Annotated in this window: 9 protein-coding genes and 2 pseudogenes; 6 read left to right on the plus strand and 5 right to left on the minus strand. The window is 45.3% G+C overall.

Translation table 11 applies throughout. The features are described from left to right. Positions 1–987: 987 nt before the first annotated feature. Complete coding sequence (locus AC2T0J_RS10150; protein WP_489810016.1) at positions 988–1,458, minus strand: hypothetical protein; 471 nt, start codon at positions 1,456–1,458, stop codon at positions 988–990. A 291-nt stretch (positions 1,459–1,749) separates the two neighbouring features. Between AC2T0J_RS10150 and AC2T0J_RS10155 the strand changes: the two genes are divergently transcribed. From AC2T0J_RS10155 to AC2T0J_RS10170, 4 genes and pseudogenes are all read left to right on the plus strand, one after another. Beyond that, positions 1,750–2,475, plus strand: a complete 726-nt coding sequence (locus AC2T0J_RS10155) for a hypothetical protein (RefSeq protein WP_489810017.1) — start codon at positions 1,750–1,752, stop codon at positions 2,473–2,475. 187 nt (positions 2,476–2,662) lie between these two features. Continuing rightward, a pseudogene (locus tag AC2T0J_RS10160) lies at positions 2,663–3,279 on the plus strand (transposase); the annotation flags it as partial. A gap of 826 nt (positions 3,280–4,105) precedes the next feature. Next, a complete protein-coding gene (locus AC2T0J_RS10165) occupies positions 4,106–6,241 on the plus strand; it encodes a TonB-dependent receptor (RefSeq protein ID WP_489810018.1) in 2,136 nt (711 codons plus the stop codon). Positions 6,242–6,319: 78 nt separating this feature from the next. Then, a complete protein-coding gene (locus AC2T0J_RS10170; protein WP_489810019.1) occupies positions 6,320–7,795 on the plus strand; it encodes a PepSY domain-containing protein in 1,476 nt (491 codons plus the stop codon). A gap of 551 nt (positions 7,796–8,346) precedes the next feature. Here AC2T0J_RS10170 and AC2T0J_RS10175 read toward each other — a convergent pair. After that, positions 8,347–8,752: pseudogene (locus AC2T0J_RS10175) on the minus strand (IS30 family transposase); the annotation flags it as partial. A 192-nt stretch (positions 8,753–8,944) separates the two neighbouring features. After that, positions 8,945–10,948, minus strand: a complete 2,004-nt coding sequence (locus AC2T0J_RS10180) for a TonB-dependent receptor (protein WP_489810020.1) — start codon at positions 10,946–10,948, stop codon at positions 8,945–8,947. Positions 10,949–11,090: 142 nt separating this feature from the next. On the opposite strand from AC2T0J_RS10180, the gene AC2T0J_RS10185 reads away from it, so the two are divergent. Continuing rightward, the gene (locus AC2T0J_RS10185) at positions 11,091–12,311 is read left to right on the plus strand and encodes a winged helix-turn-helix domain-containing protein (RefSeq protein ID WP_489810021.1); all 1,221 of its coding nucleotides are present in this window, start codon (positions 11,091–11,093) and stop codon (positions 12,309–12,311) included. Positions 12,312–12,369: 58 nt separating this feature from the next. Here the strand turns inward: AC2T0J_RS10185 and AC2T0J_RS10190 are convergent, their stop codons facing one another. Beyond that, positions 12,370–13,227, minus strand: coding sequence for an aspartyl protease family protein (locus tag AC2T0J_RS10190; RefSeq protein WP_489810022.1), 858 nt, complete (start codon positions 13,225–13,227; stop codon positions 12,370–12,372). 82 nt (positions 13,228–13,309) lie between these two features. Then, positions 13,310–14,965, minus strand: coding sequence for a 2-isopropylmalate synthase (leuA, locus tag AC2T0J_RS10195; protein ID WP_489810023.1), 1,656 nt, complete (start codon positions 14,963–14,965; stop codon positions 13,310–13,312). Positions 14,966–15,121: 156 nt separating this feature from the next. Here leuA and AC2T0J_RS10200 point away from each other — a divergent pair, with 156 nt between their 5' ends. After that, positions 15,122–15,583: an Lrp/AsnC family transcriptional regulator gene (locus AC2T0J_RS10200; RefSeq protein WP_489810024.1), complete on the plus strand. Its 462-nt coding sequence runs from the start codon at positions 15,122–15,124 to the stop codon at positions 15,581–15,583. Positions 15,584–15,704 lie beyond the last annotated feature (121 nt).

Below are 15,704 nucleotides of genomic sequence, written 5' to 3' on the forward strand. Positions count from 1 at the left end.
ACCTGTCAAAAGTCAGTAATATCTCTGCATGTTGTTTAATTAAACACGGTCTGTAATCCTCATTCAAAGAAAGCACCCATACCCGGACGTCAGAAGTCCAAATCAATATGGCGTTGAGTTGGCTAACGTTGGAAAAGCGGTTTAACAGGGTTGTGTGAATTTGTTTGGCCACGGCAACAACACAATCCGCTCCAAAAGCGATTCATCACTCCTTATACGTATTCTGCATGCCATGAAGAGACTGGTAAATGGTGATTTATATTGTTGAGCAGGCTCAGGCTGGGTAAGTATAGTTTGAGAAGTGTTAACTGTTACAACCTTTGGCTTGCATAACATCATCGACCGGTATACGTGCGCAGGTAGCGCTGTGGCAGAAACTCCCAAAGATGCAGTATGATTTAATTGATACCTTATTGGGAGAGTGGAAAAAAGAGCAGCCTGAGTGACAAAGCGAGGGATGGCTGTAGTGGCCTGTTTTAGGACTTTTCACTGTTGCTTACACGCCCATAACGATTTGCACCTATAGCGTCTTCAGAAAGTGCAAGGGTGTCAAGAAAGTGTTTTACGTTCGCATCAATGATTATTTACTCGTGGGTAAATACTACGCAATCTGCTTCCAGCGTGTGCTTCAGGCTTCGTTCTTCCGATCGCCAAGCCGGTATAATCCAGCGTTTATTGGCTGCAGGTGCTGATTCAGCAATTATACTCATCATGGACGTGTCAGTTTCATCAAGTTCGTAGGGACCGCGTTCTTAATAGAGTAATAAGTCAGTTGACCCAATAAACAAACCAGCCACGGTATCCAGCGTAAGTATTGCCGTTATATCTTCTAAATAGCTTGCGGTTTAACGTAATCAGCATCTGCAGGCCCAAAATGCAATATTCTGCCCGTGTTCACTTCCCCTTTAATGACACCGTTCTAAATTAGCGTTTCCTGCTTTGTGTGGTAGGCGTACAGAGCGCTGGTTACCAAGCAACAGGTCACTATCAAAATGGCGAAGAAGATGTTACTTCATACTCAATAACTTCGGTAAAAAAACCGGCAAACTTAAAGGTTATAGTCACGGGTTGCTCAGTCATATTTAGTAGAAACCAGCCGTGATGTCCTGCAAAGGGGGCGGCCAGGGAGCCGTGGCTTGACTTTCCTTCGTCAAGTTCTTCGTAGCGTACAAAAAAGTCTTCTGTATCCGGTTGGTGTCCGTGAAAGTCGACGTAGACACTTTCTTGATCTGTCGCCCATGAATACACTGCTACCTGACCAGCCGTCATTGCCAGCTTAATTTCGGTTTGTTGTTCTGGCTTCAGGGTAATTCTGGTGGTTACTTCTTTATAGGGGGCGGCATGTTTCTGAAAAACGCTCGGATTGGGTAATGCTAATGGATCGCCGTCCTCGGGGAGCGGTAAGCTGAGTATATTCTCGTTACCACCAACCGTATCGATGACTCTTATTGTTGGCATATCGTCAGTCTGGTGAGATAAAGCGGTCAACGGGAAGCAACTGGTTAGCATGATTAAACATAAAGTCCGCCAAGTGATTTTTTGAGCAGTAGGGTACATAAATTATGCCTGTATTGTTAATTGTGATTTACATTACACTAACATAAATATTAATATAATGGAACGTCGTTCTCTTTTTTGTTATTCTTTTGAAATCAGGTTAACGTTTTTCACAATTGAGTAATCAAATCGTCTAGTGAGTGGTATGTCTGCTAAGCCGAATGATTGCTCGTCAGTATGAGGAAGTATCTTTTGAAAAGTTTGATTAAATATCCATTAATAGTCTTTACATCTTGTATGCTGGGGTGCAGTAGTACTACTCCTGAATTAAAGAGCAAGCACCCGGATTTTAGTGGTGTATGGGTAATTACTGAATATGATGAAGTTATCCGCCCGGAAGAAATCGCTGAGTACACTGAAGAGGCACTTGAGGTTGAGAAATTTTATAAAGAAAATTTTGACGTAAAGTCTGAGTCTCATTCAATGTTCTGCGACACTACTGGCATGCCATGGACGATGTTAGGGCGCGCACGAAATTATCCGCGTGAAATCTATCAGTCTGAGGATCGCATTGTCTTTTCCAATGAGTACATGGACCAGGTGCGACATATTCATCTTAATCAAAACACTTTTCCCGAATACACGCCTCCAACTCGACAAGGTTATTCTATTGGACACTGGGAGGGTGATGAATTGGTCATCGAAAGTAAAGGCTTTACCATGACCAGCGATGCAACGCTATATCATCGTAGCGATGAAGCTAAAATTACCGAAAGGTGGAAATTAAAAGACCATCCAACCTACGGTGAGGTTATCGAAATCACTCTAACTATGACCGACCCATATTATTATGAAAAACCAGTAAAGGGCAGAACGCTTATCAAACGAGCTTCGGAAGGAGTCATGTTAGGTCAGTACGGTTGTTCAGCCACATTATGGGAAGACTATATTGATAAAAGACGCGATAGTATCGAATAGCAATGGTGTAAAAGGTCTTCATTATGGCGGCAACTTTATTAGGTTGCTGCCAGCATAGGAATGGTGGGGCGAGAGTGTAACAATATCTGTGTAAGTGGCATTCCTAACCTGTTGAAAGGAAGGCAGAATGCCAATAACAGACGAATATATCGATCAGCTGTGAGACGGCTGTGATTCTGCCGATGATATTCTCGGCGAAGCCGGATTATTAAAGCAACTCACCAAAAAGGTGGCAGAGCGTGCGTTAAATGCCGAGATGGAGCGACATCTCGGATACGCTAAACCTATACCGGAAGGCAAGACTTCCGGCAACGCCAGAAACGGTAAATCCGCTAAAAAGGGCGAGAAGCCGTTCAACGGCTTTGATGACCGAATTATCTCGCTGTACGCGCGAAGCATGATAACCCGAAATTTCCAGGTTCACTTCGAGGAATCTTACGGCGTAGGTCCCTCCAACCTTTATCTCTCAGGTTACCAATGAAATGCCGGATGACGTAAAGCAATGGCAACAACGTCCCCTGGGCGCATTATATCCAGTCGTTTATCTGAATATTTAGTGGTGCGCAGCCGGGACGTTGGCGCGGTACAGTACAAATCAGTTTACCTGGCGCTCGGCATCAATACCGATGGTGAAAAGGCGTTATTGGGCTTATGGATGGCACAAACACGAAAGTGTAGCGTTTTGGTTGTCCGCGATGAACGAATAACTTAAGAGCGCGTGGCGCGGAGTATATTTTCATCGCCTGCTGTGATGGCCTGAAAGGCTTCCCTTCAGCCATCGATGTCGCTTACCCGAAAACCCGTTGCATCAGATATCGAAGAAGTAGATTAGGTCGATAAGAGGTTGGAAAGGGGCTATGAGTCAGTATCATGATTATGTACATTGACCGCATATCACGATGATTGACAGCCACTTACACTGAATATCTTACAGTCTCGGCAGGGCTATATCAGTGCATAAATTCGTTTACTAACTATTATCATCCCAAGCGGGATCACAAAGCCCCGTTATCCTCCGCAGAAAACGTTTGGTGCGCCCACTCTACACTAACAGCCGAGTGATCATGCAGTAACCATCATCACCCTCTATAATCATTCCATTCGCCATAGATTAAAATTTTTTAACTGTGAAAGTATAAGCTGAAATCCTACATAGAGCTTTTGTTTAATGTTTCTATACTGCGGGAAGGGTGTGTCCGCCAATGCTACTCTTAAGCAGTATGCGGGTAACCTTTTTATTTTCGGCGACTGCCCGGTCCTGCTTTTCTACTTAAGCCCTTGTCGCATCACCGCTATGCGGATTGATCACAAACGAATTACCTTCTCCTTAATCAAAGTAACCTGTTGTAACTAGCTGTAACCCGTTTCAAACGCAGTAGATGGCCTGTAATAATAAAAGTTGTCTCAAACATCTGAGTAAGGTGATGCAGAGTAGCCTGTATTTTACCTGATAGTTCATAACCTCAAATGGCTTCCTTAATGCACCGTTACGTAACGGTAAATTCGTTGTTTGAAGGCCTTCCCCTCCCTATCATAAATATCGCTAATGACGCATGTTTACTGGCTGAAATTAAAAGAGTTTTGCCGAATAACTGAATATTAATTATTTATATACCCTGGGATACGTTGTATGGATTTAGTCAAAAGAAATAGAAGAGCGAATAAACCGGAAATTACGCCTACGTTTTATAAAAACCTTGTCACAGTGGCGATTTTAAGTCTTTCTGTTGGCCCGTTGTCAGCCGCATTTGCTCATGAAATCGATCAGGATATTGAACGTGTGGATGTTTTCGGAACACAGCAATCCTTAAAGGTAAAAACCGCCAGCCGATTGGACTTAACGGTCTTGGAAACGCCGGCTTCGGTAGAGGTGATATCCGGGGAGAGTATCCGCGCAAGAGTTGATAACAGTGTCCTTGAAGCCGTTACCCGAACTGCCAGCTTTACTGCAGAAGCAACCCCCGGCAATGGTCACTCCAGCATTTCAGCTCGTGGCTTTAGAGGACAGGGCAGTGTCACTAAACTCTATGATGGCAGCCATTTTTTTACCGCGGCTGGCACTATTACCTTTCCTTTTGATACGTGGGGAGTGGAGCGAATCGATGTGCTGAAAGGTCCTGCTTCGGTTTTATATGGAGAAGGTGGCATTGGTGGGGCAATCAATATTGTACCCAAAACGCCTGAATATCATCGTCAGGGCGCCGTGCGTCTTGGTATTGGTGAAAACAGAAGTCGCTTTTTGGGCTTGGATTACAACGATAAATTTTCCGATTCCTTGGCATACAGAGTTAATTACAGTAAACAAGCGTCTGACAATTGGGTTGTCAACGGCGAGAGCGAAGCCGAGATGTTGTCACTGGCATTGCGTTGGGATCCAACTGATAACCTATCGATTGTAACTCGCTATGATCGTGGTGATCAGGAGCCCATGAAGTACTTTGGGGTGCCAATAAACAATGGGAAGTTTATAAAAAGCCTCACAGATAAGAATTTCAATGTTGATGATTCACAAATCACCTATCGCGATGAATCATTTCGACTCAAGGCTGACTGGTCATTATCCGAGGTGAGCAGTTGGCAAACGGAAGTGTACCGTTTAAGCACGGATCGGTATTGGGCAAATTCTGAATATTACACTTATAACGCCCCCGAGAATACTATCGATCGATGGGATCCCTTAGTTCTCACGCACGACATGACGCACAATGGTTTAAGAAGTAACCTGAATGTAGCGTTACAAGAAGATTTGCTTAAGTTTTCAGTTGGTTTTGAAATTAACGATATTGAGTTTTCGCGAGACAGCAATTTTGGTCCGGCCAATTCAAATCCTATAGATTGGAGCAATGATTTTGACACTGTCTTGGTCGACGAATTTTACCCAGGTTTGTTGTCGGATATCACCGACGCAGGTGTCATGTTAGACAATATGTCTGATGTATTACAAAAAGCACTGTTTGGCGAGTTGCAATATCAAATAACCGACGCTGTCGATTTGGTGACGGCATTGCGTTACGACGAGTTTTCAACTGATTATTTGCGTCTTGGTCAGGCTCCAATTGAGCAAGAATCAAATGCTACGACTGGCCGTCTGGGGCTTGTTTATTCATTATCTGAAAATGCCGCTTTGTATGCCCAGTATGGCACTGGTGCGACTCATCCCGGTGGCTCGATTGTAACCGCGAATGCGTCATACCGAGAATCAAACCTGATCGAAAGTGAACAATGGGAGATCGGTTTTAAAAAACAAGTCAGCGATACGGGGCTGCAATGGACCCTGGCACTTTTTGATTTGACTAGAAATAATCTTACTGAAGATGATCCAGATTCGTCTGATCCCAATGACGTGATTGTCATCGCTGAACAAACATCACAAGGCATTGAGGTAGGGTTTAACTATATGGTTAACGAGGACGTGCAGTTCTACGGTAATTTGTCAGTTTTGGAGGCTGAAACCGATAGCGGATCTACTCCCAACTATATCCCGGAAAAAACAGCGAATGTTGGTTTTACCTGGCGTCCTGTGCATGCTGTGCGGTTTATAGCCGATGCGCGCTACGTTGGCATGCGTTATCACAGTACTAATCCAATCCCTTCTTTTACCTTAGTGGATGCATCTGTTAGTTGGCAAGTCACTCATCACATTGCAGTGACCGCTAAAGTGGATAATTTGTTTGATGAGCTGTATGCCTCGTCTGCCTGCTATTCAAATACCTGGTTGGTGGGTAAACCCAGAACCTTTAGTTTAGTGGCTGACTATCGGTTTTAATTGCCCCGATAATAACCAATAGGGTCTAACGCAACAGGTTGGATTAATCTTCTTATATAATGTAGTGGCTGAAAAATAGTGAAGAAATTTAAACAGTACTGTTTTTTAATGCATCGCTGGTTGGGTATCGCTTTGTGTTTGTTTATGGCCCTTTGGTTCGCTTCTGGTGTAGTGATGATGTATGTCGACTATCCTGAGCTTACCGAGGCGGAAAGACGCCAGTCACTCGCTAATCTTAATTGGAAGACACTTCAACCTGGTTTAGCAACGCTGGCAAATAACACCAAGTCAAACGCGGGTATCAATAAAATCACGTTAAGCTCTATTGGTAATCGACCCGTATTCTATGTGACTTACCAGAATAACCGCTCAGAAGTGATTTACGCGGATAACGGTAAACCGTTTAGCAGCCTGAATGCAGAGCAGCTCACTGATATTGGTCGAAATTTTCAGAAAGGTGCGAGCCCTGAGTTGCGCCAAATGATAACCGTAAACCAATGGACAATGTCCAGACGCTTAGATAATCACAGACCGCTTTATCAGTTGGATTTGCATGATGAGAACAGCACGGTTTTATACATCTCCAGCCGCACAGGCCAGTTAGTCAGGGATACGAATAGCTGGGAAATCGCCTGGAATTGGGTTGGATCAACGATTCATTGGATTTACCCAATGCAGTTTCGACTGCACGCCGGTGTTTGGGCAAACACCATTATTTATCTATCGCTAGCTGGCATCTTTGTTCTCATTACCGGCACATTGGTCGGTTATTGGCGCTTGCGGGTTAAAACACGTTATAACAATGGCTCTGTAACTCCATACACTGGTATGCGTAAATGGCATCACCTTTCTGGCCTGACATGCGTGTTCTTTATCTTTACATTCTTGGTGAGTGGTTTGTTTTCGATGAATCCCTTTGGTGTATTTAACGACAAATCCTCAGTCAGAGAGCAACGTCAATGGTATGAAGGTGAAGCGCAAGCCTTTTGGATATTTCAACAACAACTGCTGGATTATCTGCAAGAGGGCGCAGACGACAATCTGAAAGAGTTATCATGGACTGCGATTAATGGCCATGGAGTATTGGTCGCAACAACCATCGACCGTCGGTTCGCGGTAAATCTTACGGATGCGTCATTAAAGCGCAGGATTACCGACAGTGTGAATGCTCTAATGCCTGAAAACTCACTGCTTGCGGTTGAGCGATTGGAAGCATACGACAATTACTATTACACCACGCACAATCGCTACAAACCTTTACCCGTTTATCGTTTTCGTTTTAACGACTCTGAAAAAAGTTGGTTTTACATCGATGCTTCAACGGGTGAATTGCTTAGTCGCTCGACTCATATTAAGCGAGTGCAACGCTGGCTATATAACGGCTTACATAGTCTGGACTTTCAATTCTTGCTCACTAATCGCCCGCTTTGGGATATCGTAATGTTATTGTTATCTCTATGTGGATTGTTTTTTTGCATAACGTCATTGGCCATTGGATGGCGGCGCACTAAACAACAGTTTCGGCTCATGAAGTATAGGTTATTCCAAAAATAACTTATTGTAAGTGCCGAATTCAGATGATAAATGCATCACTCGCTAGATTAGGCAGCCTCGTGTAGTTCATAGAGTGCTACAATAGGTTGCGTATAGCCGAGACACTTTCTCGGTCTGACTATAGTTTGGCATTTCATGTCCGTTCAATTTCGGCAATCTGTTTGTCCGTTACTGTCCACAATTCGTTGCCTTTAGGTAAGTATTGGGGCAACAAGCCGTTGACGTTTTTATTTAGTCCGTGTTGCGAGGGCGTGTTGATCCTTGCTGTACGAATTTTGGTCTATATGAAAGCATTTTAATCGCGAAACAGCCCTGCAGACCTGGTGGTTTTAAGTCAAAGGACTGTGACAAAGAGTAAAGTGCTCTCATGACGACCCCTTCGAGCAGCGCTTGTGCGTCATTTATACTGCGTTGGGTGTTTTTGATTTAGACCCACTAGACCTGCAACCACCCGCCTTGCCTCAATGATGCACACTAGCCGGCTACGGACTGCTGCAAAAATGCACAGCAAAGATCAACACGCCCTAGGATGAATACGGATTCGCGAACTAAATATCGGTTTTCCGCTTCTCTGCAACCCACTCATGAGCACAGAATTTACGACCATTACCCACCGTGACTGTGTGAGCATAGCCTTGATATTTCGACTGAGTTTCAACCATAGCCCGGGCTACATCAGTCGCACTTTTCGCTGCTACCTTAGGTGTCAGGTATAACTTACTTTTCGTTTTAACAGGCTGACAATTGTGCTCGTTCCTGGCTTCTCTAAAACGGCATCGGCTTGGCAATCGCCGAACCGCTTTTTTGATCACATTAGCAGGACGGTGCTCTATACCAACGCGATTCGGGATAATCACTCGCTTCGCGCGGTCACCGTTGCAGTATCTTCGGTGACTCTGTCGTAATTGTTGACGGCAGTTTGCCGCCGCGTAACTTATCAGGCTCGCCTAAACCGAACTCTACAAAGGCAATCGCTGGTTAAGATAATGTATGCTTGTAGAGGGTATGCTAACAACATACGTACTGAATATTGATGATGCTATAAAGTGCTGCGTGTTTTAATGAGTATTCTTGAAGGCGCAATAAAAAAAGCGCATCAGCATTAGCTTGATGCGCAAACCAGTAAAACGAATTATTGGATACGTTTAGTTAAAAGGAGTACTTTACTCCCACACGCAAGGAGCGCGGTTCTGTTATTCGGCCCATAGTGCAGTTAACAGCAGTACAATCAAGCGTTTCGGACGAAAGGTTAGCGGGATCAAGGCCCGCTATATAGGCAGGGTAATAGTAGGTGATATCATTTCTGTCGGTGTCTAACAGATTAATAACCTCTCCGTAAAGGGTAATCGAATTCCACATGTAAGACCCTCTGATACTGACATTAGTGAGACTTTTGGCCCGTTGGCTATTATCCGACGTTAAGGCGTACGGGCCGAGATAGCGCAGTCGCGCGTTAATTTCCCAGTCATTTGCCAGGTAGGATATGCCTAGTTGTGCTGACTCTTCGATAGCGTTTTCCACATTTATACCATCGGCATTATCCTTATAGCGGGCCTTACTGGACGTGTAGCTGGCATCAATAGCGAGTCCCTCTATGGGTTGTGCAAAGGCGGTAATTTCGTAGCCTTCACGATTTGAGCCACCTTTTGGCTCCACAGAGTTTGAGTCACCAATAAAAATGAGCTCACTGTCCTGATCGAGCCACCAGTAAGTCGCCGTCCATTTTACCCACCCTGTATTTAAGCGGGCACCGAGTTCTTTGCCATAACCGGCAGATAACGCGCGGATGCCGTTTACAATGCCGCGTGCATCGTTAGAATGGAACCCCTTACCCCAATTCGCATACCACTCCAGATAATCGGTTAATTCGAAGGCTGCGCCTATTTTTGGTTGGATGAGGTTATCATTGGCTGTCCCTTGCGCAGCATTGTTGCTTAAGGCTGTTACATCAAATTCGTAATGGTCTGCTCGCAGGCCACCCAGTAATCGTAATTTAGAAGTAATGTTCCAGTTAATATTGCTATATATACCGATGGCATGCTGATTTATATCATTTTTACTCAGCGTTTCTACAAATTTTCCATCTTCATGATGGGCCAGACCAACCGGAGAAATAAAGTCACCTCGGTAGCTTACCCCTGTGGTAAGTTGCACGGTGTCGGAGTCAACTAACAGCGATTCTGCCCACCCGCCCAGCACGAATCGTTTATCCGACTGATTGATCTGATAGTCATAGGTTGGGTTAGACTCCATTTCCCAATCATAAAATTGAGCGTAAACAGTACCCTGCCAATTGTCTGCCAGTAACGAAGCACTGGCAATCCAGCGGTGGGTTTTCCCTGTAGAGGAAGAGTCCAGCGCACAAAATGCATCTTTACAAACAGCACTGCCAATGGCTCGCTGAGGGATTTGCTCGGTGGGTTGCCAGGTTGCATGGTAACCCGATAGTGATGCAGTCAGTTCACCCAATGCGGTGCTGGCTGCGTATTTTAGCCAAATGGCATTGTGTTTGAGGTTTTCATCACGTTGCCATGGGCCATTATAACCTTTGGTTTCGGCAATAAAAGTCAGGTTGTCACCACCCAATTCCAGCGAATTTCCCACGGCAAAGCGGTGCCAGCCGTAAGAGCCTGCTTCGGCAGAAATAAACGCGTTGGGCAAATGATCGATGGTTGTAATTGCAGAACTCCCGGCCAGCGAAAAGTCACCGCCTGAGGCGTAGTAGGGGCCTTTTCGATAGGCAACGCGATCCACTGTTTCGGTAATCAGTCCGTTAATATCGAGGTAGCCATGGCCATGACCATGAGAGGGAAGGTTGATAGGCACACCGTCAATACTGGTTGAAAAGTCGGTACCATGATCAAGGTTAAAGCCCCGCAAAAAATACTGATTTGCCTTACCGCTGCCCGAATGCTGCACTGCAACCATGCCAGGCATAGCTTCTAGTAGCTCTGCCACTTTTAACATTGGACGGGTGAGTAAATCTTGGCCGCTTACCTGACCTTCGTTGGCCGAGGCTGCCTCACCATTAAGTTCGGATGCTCTACCGTAAATTAAAACGCGCTCAGTGTCGGCTTCATTTGTATGGCTTTCCGGCTCGGCCAAAAGTGGTCCTGACTGGCATAAGCCCACTGTTAATAGGGTTAATTTCATTATTGTTTTCATCGGTCACTGCCTGATGTGAACTGGAAGCCTGAGGTTAGAATAGTGGTATAAAATTAATAGGTTATTTACCGTTACATTAACGTTACAATGAGGTTGTAATGGCAGCGGTGACCTGTGGGAGAGACAAATAATGGCCGAAGCGCCTCATTCAGGTAACGAAACAATTGAGTGGCATTTCAAAGCAATAAAAGACAGCAACCTGTTGGGTAAAAACAGCAAACTTTGGCAGCTTTTTGAGTTTTTGATGGAGCACAGGGAGGGCTTAGCTCCGACTGAGCAGGTGTTGGCCAACGCCGTGTTTGGCAGGCAGGATGCAGCCTTATCTGACGATTCCTCCGTGCGGGTGTATATGTACCGGCTACGCAAAAAGCTGGATGAATTTTATGCTGGCGAAGGGCATCATTTTAGTCACCGGATCCGCATCCCTAAAGGGGCGTACTCACTAACGTTTGAAGTGAGTGAAGACAAAACAACAAGAAAAGAGACAAGGGCTTCACGACTTGCGCTTTTGCCCTGGGGGCTCTGTTTACTGTTGGTCCTGTTTATCCTTATTCAGGTGAGTATTACAGAACAAAAGGCTGAAATTGCAATACCGCAAAATCAGCTTTGGCAGTCTCTGAGTAAAAGTACCAAACCGATCATTGTTTTGCTGGGCGACTATTACCTGATTGGGCAGGTGATGGATACGGCATCCGGCGAGCATCTTACTCGTTATGTCCGAGATTTCCGTATTAATAGCGCTTCTGACCTTGAACATTGGAATAGTCGAAAAGCGCAAGACTTTGACAACATGAAAGCGATAGATATTACTTATTTACCGGTATCGGTTGGCTTTGCTTTAGGTAATTTGTTGGATGACATTAACAACCTGGGTCGGCCCGTTAAAGTGCTCAACGTGTCTGAGGCGAGTGCGGAGATTATCAAAGGCAATGACATTATTTACATTGGCTTAATAAGTGGAATGGGGTTCCTCGGGTCAATCGTTTTCGATTCATCAACCTTAGTGCCAGGTATGGGGTATGACGAGTTAGTTAACACAATCAACAATCAACGCTATAGAACATCCGAACCCTATGGCAGGGTAGAGGACTATGTTTATAAAGATTACGGTTACGTAAACCTTTTGCGCACCAGCGATGGTATGGTATTTACGATTGCAGGTTTACGTGATACCGGTTTGAAAGCCGTTTCTGAGGTATTGTCAAAAACAACGTTATCTCCAGATATTCAGGTGGAATTCAATAAGCCAGTGAGTGAACTGCTATTTGCAGTACCAGGTTTGCAAAATTCACCGATTGAAAGTCCGAAACTGATCCCCTTAACAGGCGAAGATGCTGCTGATAACCAATAGGTGTCTGATGAGTGTGGCAAGTAAATTGCCACCCACTAAAAGAGGGGGTTAACCCGTTTTACGGGAGTCTGATTAAGAACTTTTGCTGTGGAAAATCAATCGCAAACCCCATAAGACTATTGAGTACGTCTGTGCCTAAAATGAGCGATGGCGACTGACCATCGACTTGCAGGGTAAAGCGAATAGGCACATCCTGCATACTGATACCGCCCATCGATAGGGTGTCGATGCTGGCCTTTTTGATTTTACTTTCGTCTGCGGTGGCACCGAGTATGCTGCCGTCATCAGACAGGCGGGTATCCGTAGATTGCCAGCCTAGTGCCTTCAAGGCTGCGAGGTTAGCAATGCTAAAAGCTGCACCGGTATCGATTAATGCGGGGATGTCTACACCATTCATTTTTACCATGATGTGAATGAGTAAGCTGTCATCCTCGATTGCCTCAATGGTGTGGTAGTTGCCCGTAAGCTGTCCTGATTCAACCAGTTGTAATTTGCCTTCGGTAAAATCAAAAGAAAGCACATGGTTAGCAAATAGATCCATGCCGATAACGCCAGCAGCTTCTGTTGAGCCTGGATTGGGAAACTCCAGTAAGCCAACGTAAGTCACACTAAATAAGTTGCTGGTAAATGAGTCCACACCAAAGGCTTTTGCGGCGACGGTTCCGGTTGCGCCATTAATGGTAAGGCCAGTGTCAAAGCTTTTCAGAGTGAGAAGCTCTGCCAATACTGGCGCCATTAAGCTGGTCTCGGCACCTGTGTCGACCACCATGTAATATGGTCCCTGACCGTTAACCTCGGTAGCAATGACCGGACGACTGCGTGAATCGAAGCGGATTTCGCTAGACGGTACAGTTGAATTACACGCTAGTGCATTGGCTGTGACGACGATAAGGGCCAGCATAAACAGTGATTTCATAATGGCTTCCAATGGCAAATATCATGTCACTTTAACGAGCGAACCTTACCTATACCTTGCACAGGACCGGTTTGTATTGTTGCTACATCAATCGGTTGACTCCGGAAAGTAGTGCTTTAAGTGCAGCGGTGATGATATTGCTATCACTGGCACAACCAAACGTGGAGCCAGCACCCTCGAGCTTGACCTCGATATGGCACACTGCCGTTACGCCTGCGCCCGTTCCGATGGCATGTTCATGATAGTCCACCACATCAACTTGTTTGTGTAAGAATGTACTGAGTGCATTTGCGGCCGCTTCGACCGGCCCGTTACCCGTTCCCTCAATGGCATACACCTCATTGTTGTGCGCAAATCGAATAGAAACCGTTTGCTGCCCATTTTCTGTGGAACGCATTGTACTGTCGGTGTAGGTAAAAGGAGAGGTTGCAGCAAAGTAGGTTTGCTCAAATAGCGCTACCATGTGTTGGCCCGACATTTCTTTCCCCGAAAGGTCGTTTTCTCGTTGTACTGTGGCGCTAAACTCAATCTGCAACTTTCTGGGTAACTGTAAATTTGCTTCTTGTTCTAGCAAGAAAGCAACACCGCCTTTACCTGATTGGCTATTTACCCGTACCACGGCCTCAAATCCTCGTCCCACATCTGACGGATCAATAGGTAGGTAAGGAACACGCCAGCGGCTATCTTGGGTTTGTACAGCCATCCCCTTTTTAATCGCATCTTGATGAGAGCCGGAAAACGCGGTGTACACCAGTTCGCCAGCGTAGGGGTGACGGGGATGCACGGGCAATTGATTACACTTCTCTACCAGCTTGCGTACTTGGTCAATGTCCGAAAAATCCAACTGCGGCGATACGCCTTGGGAATACATGTTCATTGCCAGCGTGACCAGATCAACATTACCTGTGCGCTCGCCGTTACCAAATAAACAGCCTTCAACACGATCGGCTCCGGCCATTAACGCCAGTTCTGCTGCCGCTACCGCGGTACCTCGGTCATTGTGTGGGTGCACACTCAGTACAATACACTCTCTATTTTTTAGATTACGGTGCATCCATTCAATCTGATCGGCATAGGTATTGGGTGTATTCATTTCTACGGTGGCAGGTAGATTAATAATTATTTTGTTATCAACACAAGGCTGCCAAATCGCTACCACCTCATCGACCACCTCTTTAACAAAATCGATTTCAGTGCTGGAAAACACCTCTGGCGAATATTGATAGGTCCAGTTAACTTCTGGTGCGTTAGCGGTTAATGTTTTTACCCAACGTGTACCGTTGAGGGCAATGTCTTTTACGCCCGCTTTATCGGTGTTATACACAATGTCACGAAAATCGGGAGCCAGTGGATTGTACATATGTAATATGGCATTTTTGGCGCCCCGTAAACTTTCCACTGTGCGCTCGATTAGGTCAAATCGAGCTTGTGTGAGAACCTCAATAGTCACGTCATCGGGAACATGCCCCGCTTCGATTAACAACCTGACAAACTGAAAATCAATGTCGGATGCCGACGGAAACCCCACTTCAATTTGTTTAAAGCCAATGGCAACAAGCTTTTTGAAAAAGCGCAGTTTTGTTTCAATGGACATAGGGTCAATTAATGCCTGATTACCATCACGCAGATCCGTACTCATCCAAATGGGAGCCTGCGTAATCGCGTTATCAGGCCATTGACGATCGGGCAGAGAAACCCCGACAAATTTTTGATATTTGGTGTCTGGATGAGTCAGCATAATAAGAAATCTCCACAGCGGATTAACGTTTGCACTAGTGTACGTCTTTTCGATTGGCAGAGGATTGCTAACTCTTGCTAGCTTTACATGTTGGACGCAATAATATAGCTAAAATTGTGTTATTGTTGATTTATTATGTCTTTAAAGGGGTGGGGTGTGGAATTGGATAAGATAGGCAAACTGATATTGGAGACCTTGCAGAAAAATGGTCGGATATCCAATCAAGAGCTGGCTGAAGCGGTAAACCTGTCTCCATCGCCTTGCCTCAGACGTGTAAAGCAGCTAGAAGACAGTGGCTTTATTGATGGCTACGTAGCACTGGTGAATGCCCGGAAAATGGGATTAACGTTAGTATCGTTTATTCAAATAGTGATGGACAAGCATACACCGGAACGTTTTGAAAAATTCGACAATGCCATCGCGACGTTTCCCGAGGTATTGGAAAGCCACCTGATCACGGGGCAATCTGCTGATTATTTGTTAAAGGTCATTGTAAAAGACATGGACGATTTTCAGCAGTTTTTACTCAATAAACTGACGCGGGTAGAGGGAGTGAGTGGTGTTCATTCCTCTTTTGTATTGAAGTCGCCGCGCAAAAGTACGGCGTTACCGGTGTAAGTACTTTCCTTGTTTCGTGAAATGGTAAAAGCCAGCACGATAAAGGTGTTTTTCTGTTGGCCCATGGCGGCAGGGCGCTTTTGCCGGTTACCCTTTGCTCAAACAACTCAGGTAGCGCAGT

Source organism: Alteromonas sp. ISO5, from assembly GCF_058105165.1.

Excerpts from the sequence above, each read along its gene's own strand:
- AC2T0J_RS10190 (WP_489810022.1), bottom strand. The coding sequence starts at position 13,227 with ATGAAATCACTGTTTATGCTGGCCCTTATCGTCGTCACAGCCAATGCA.
- AC2T0J_RS10150 (WP_489810016.1), bottom strand. The coding sequence starts at position 1,458 with ATGCCAACAATAAGAGTCATCGATACGGTTGGTGGTAACGAGAATATA.
- AC2T0J_RS10165 (WP_489810018.1), top strand. The coding sequence starts at position 4,106 with ATGGATTTAGTCAAAAGAAATAGAAGAGCGAATAAACCGGAAATTACG.
- AC2T0J_RS10185 (WP_489810021.1), top strand. The coding sequence starts at position 11,091 with ATGGCCGAAGCGCCTCATTCAGGTAACGAAACAATTGAGTGGCATTTC.
- leuA (WP_489810023.1), bottom strand. The coding sequence starts at position 14,965 with ATGCTGACTCATCCAGACACCAAATATCAAAAATTTGTCGGGGTTTCT.
- AC2T0J_RS10180 (WP_489810020.1), bottom strand. The coding sequence starts at position 10,948 with ATGAAATTAACCCTATTAACAGTGGGCTTATGCCAGTCAGGACCACTT.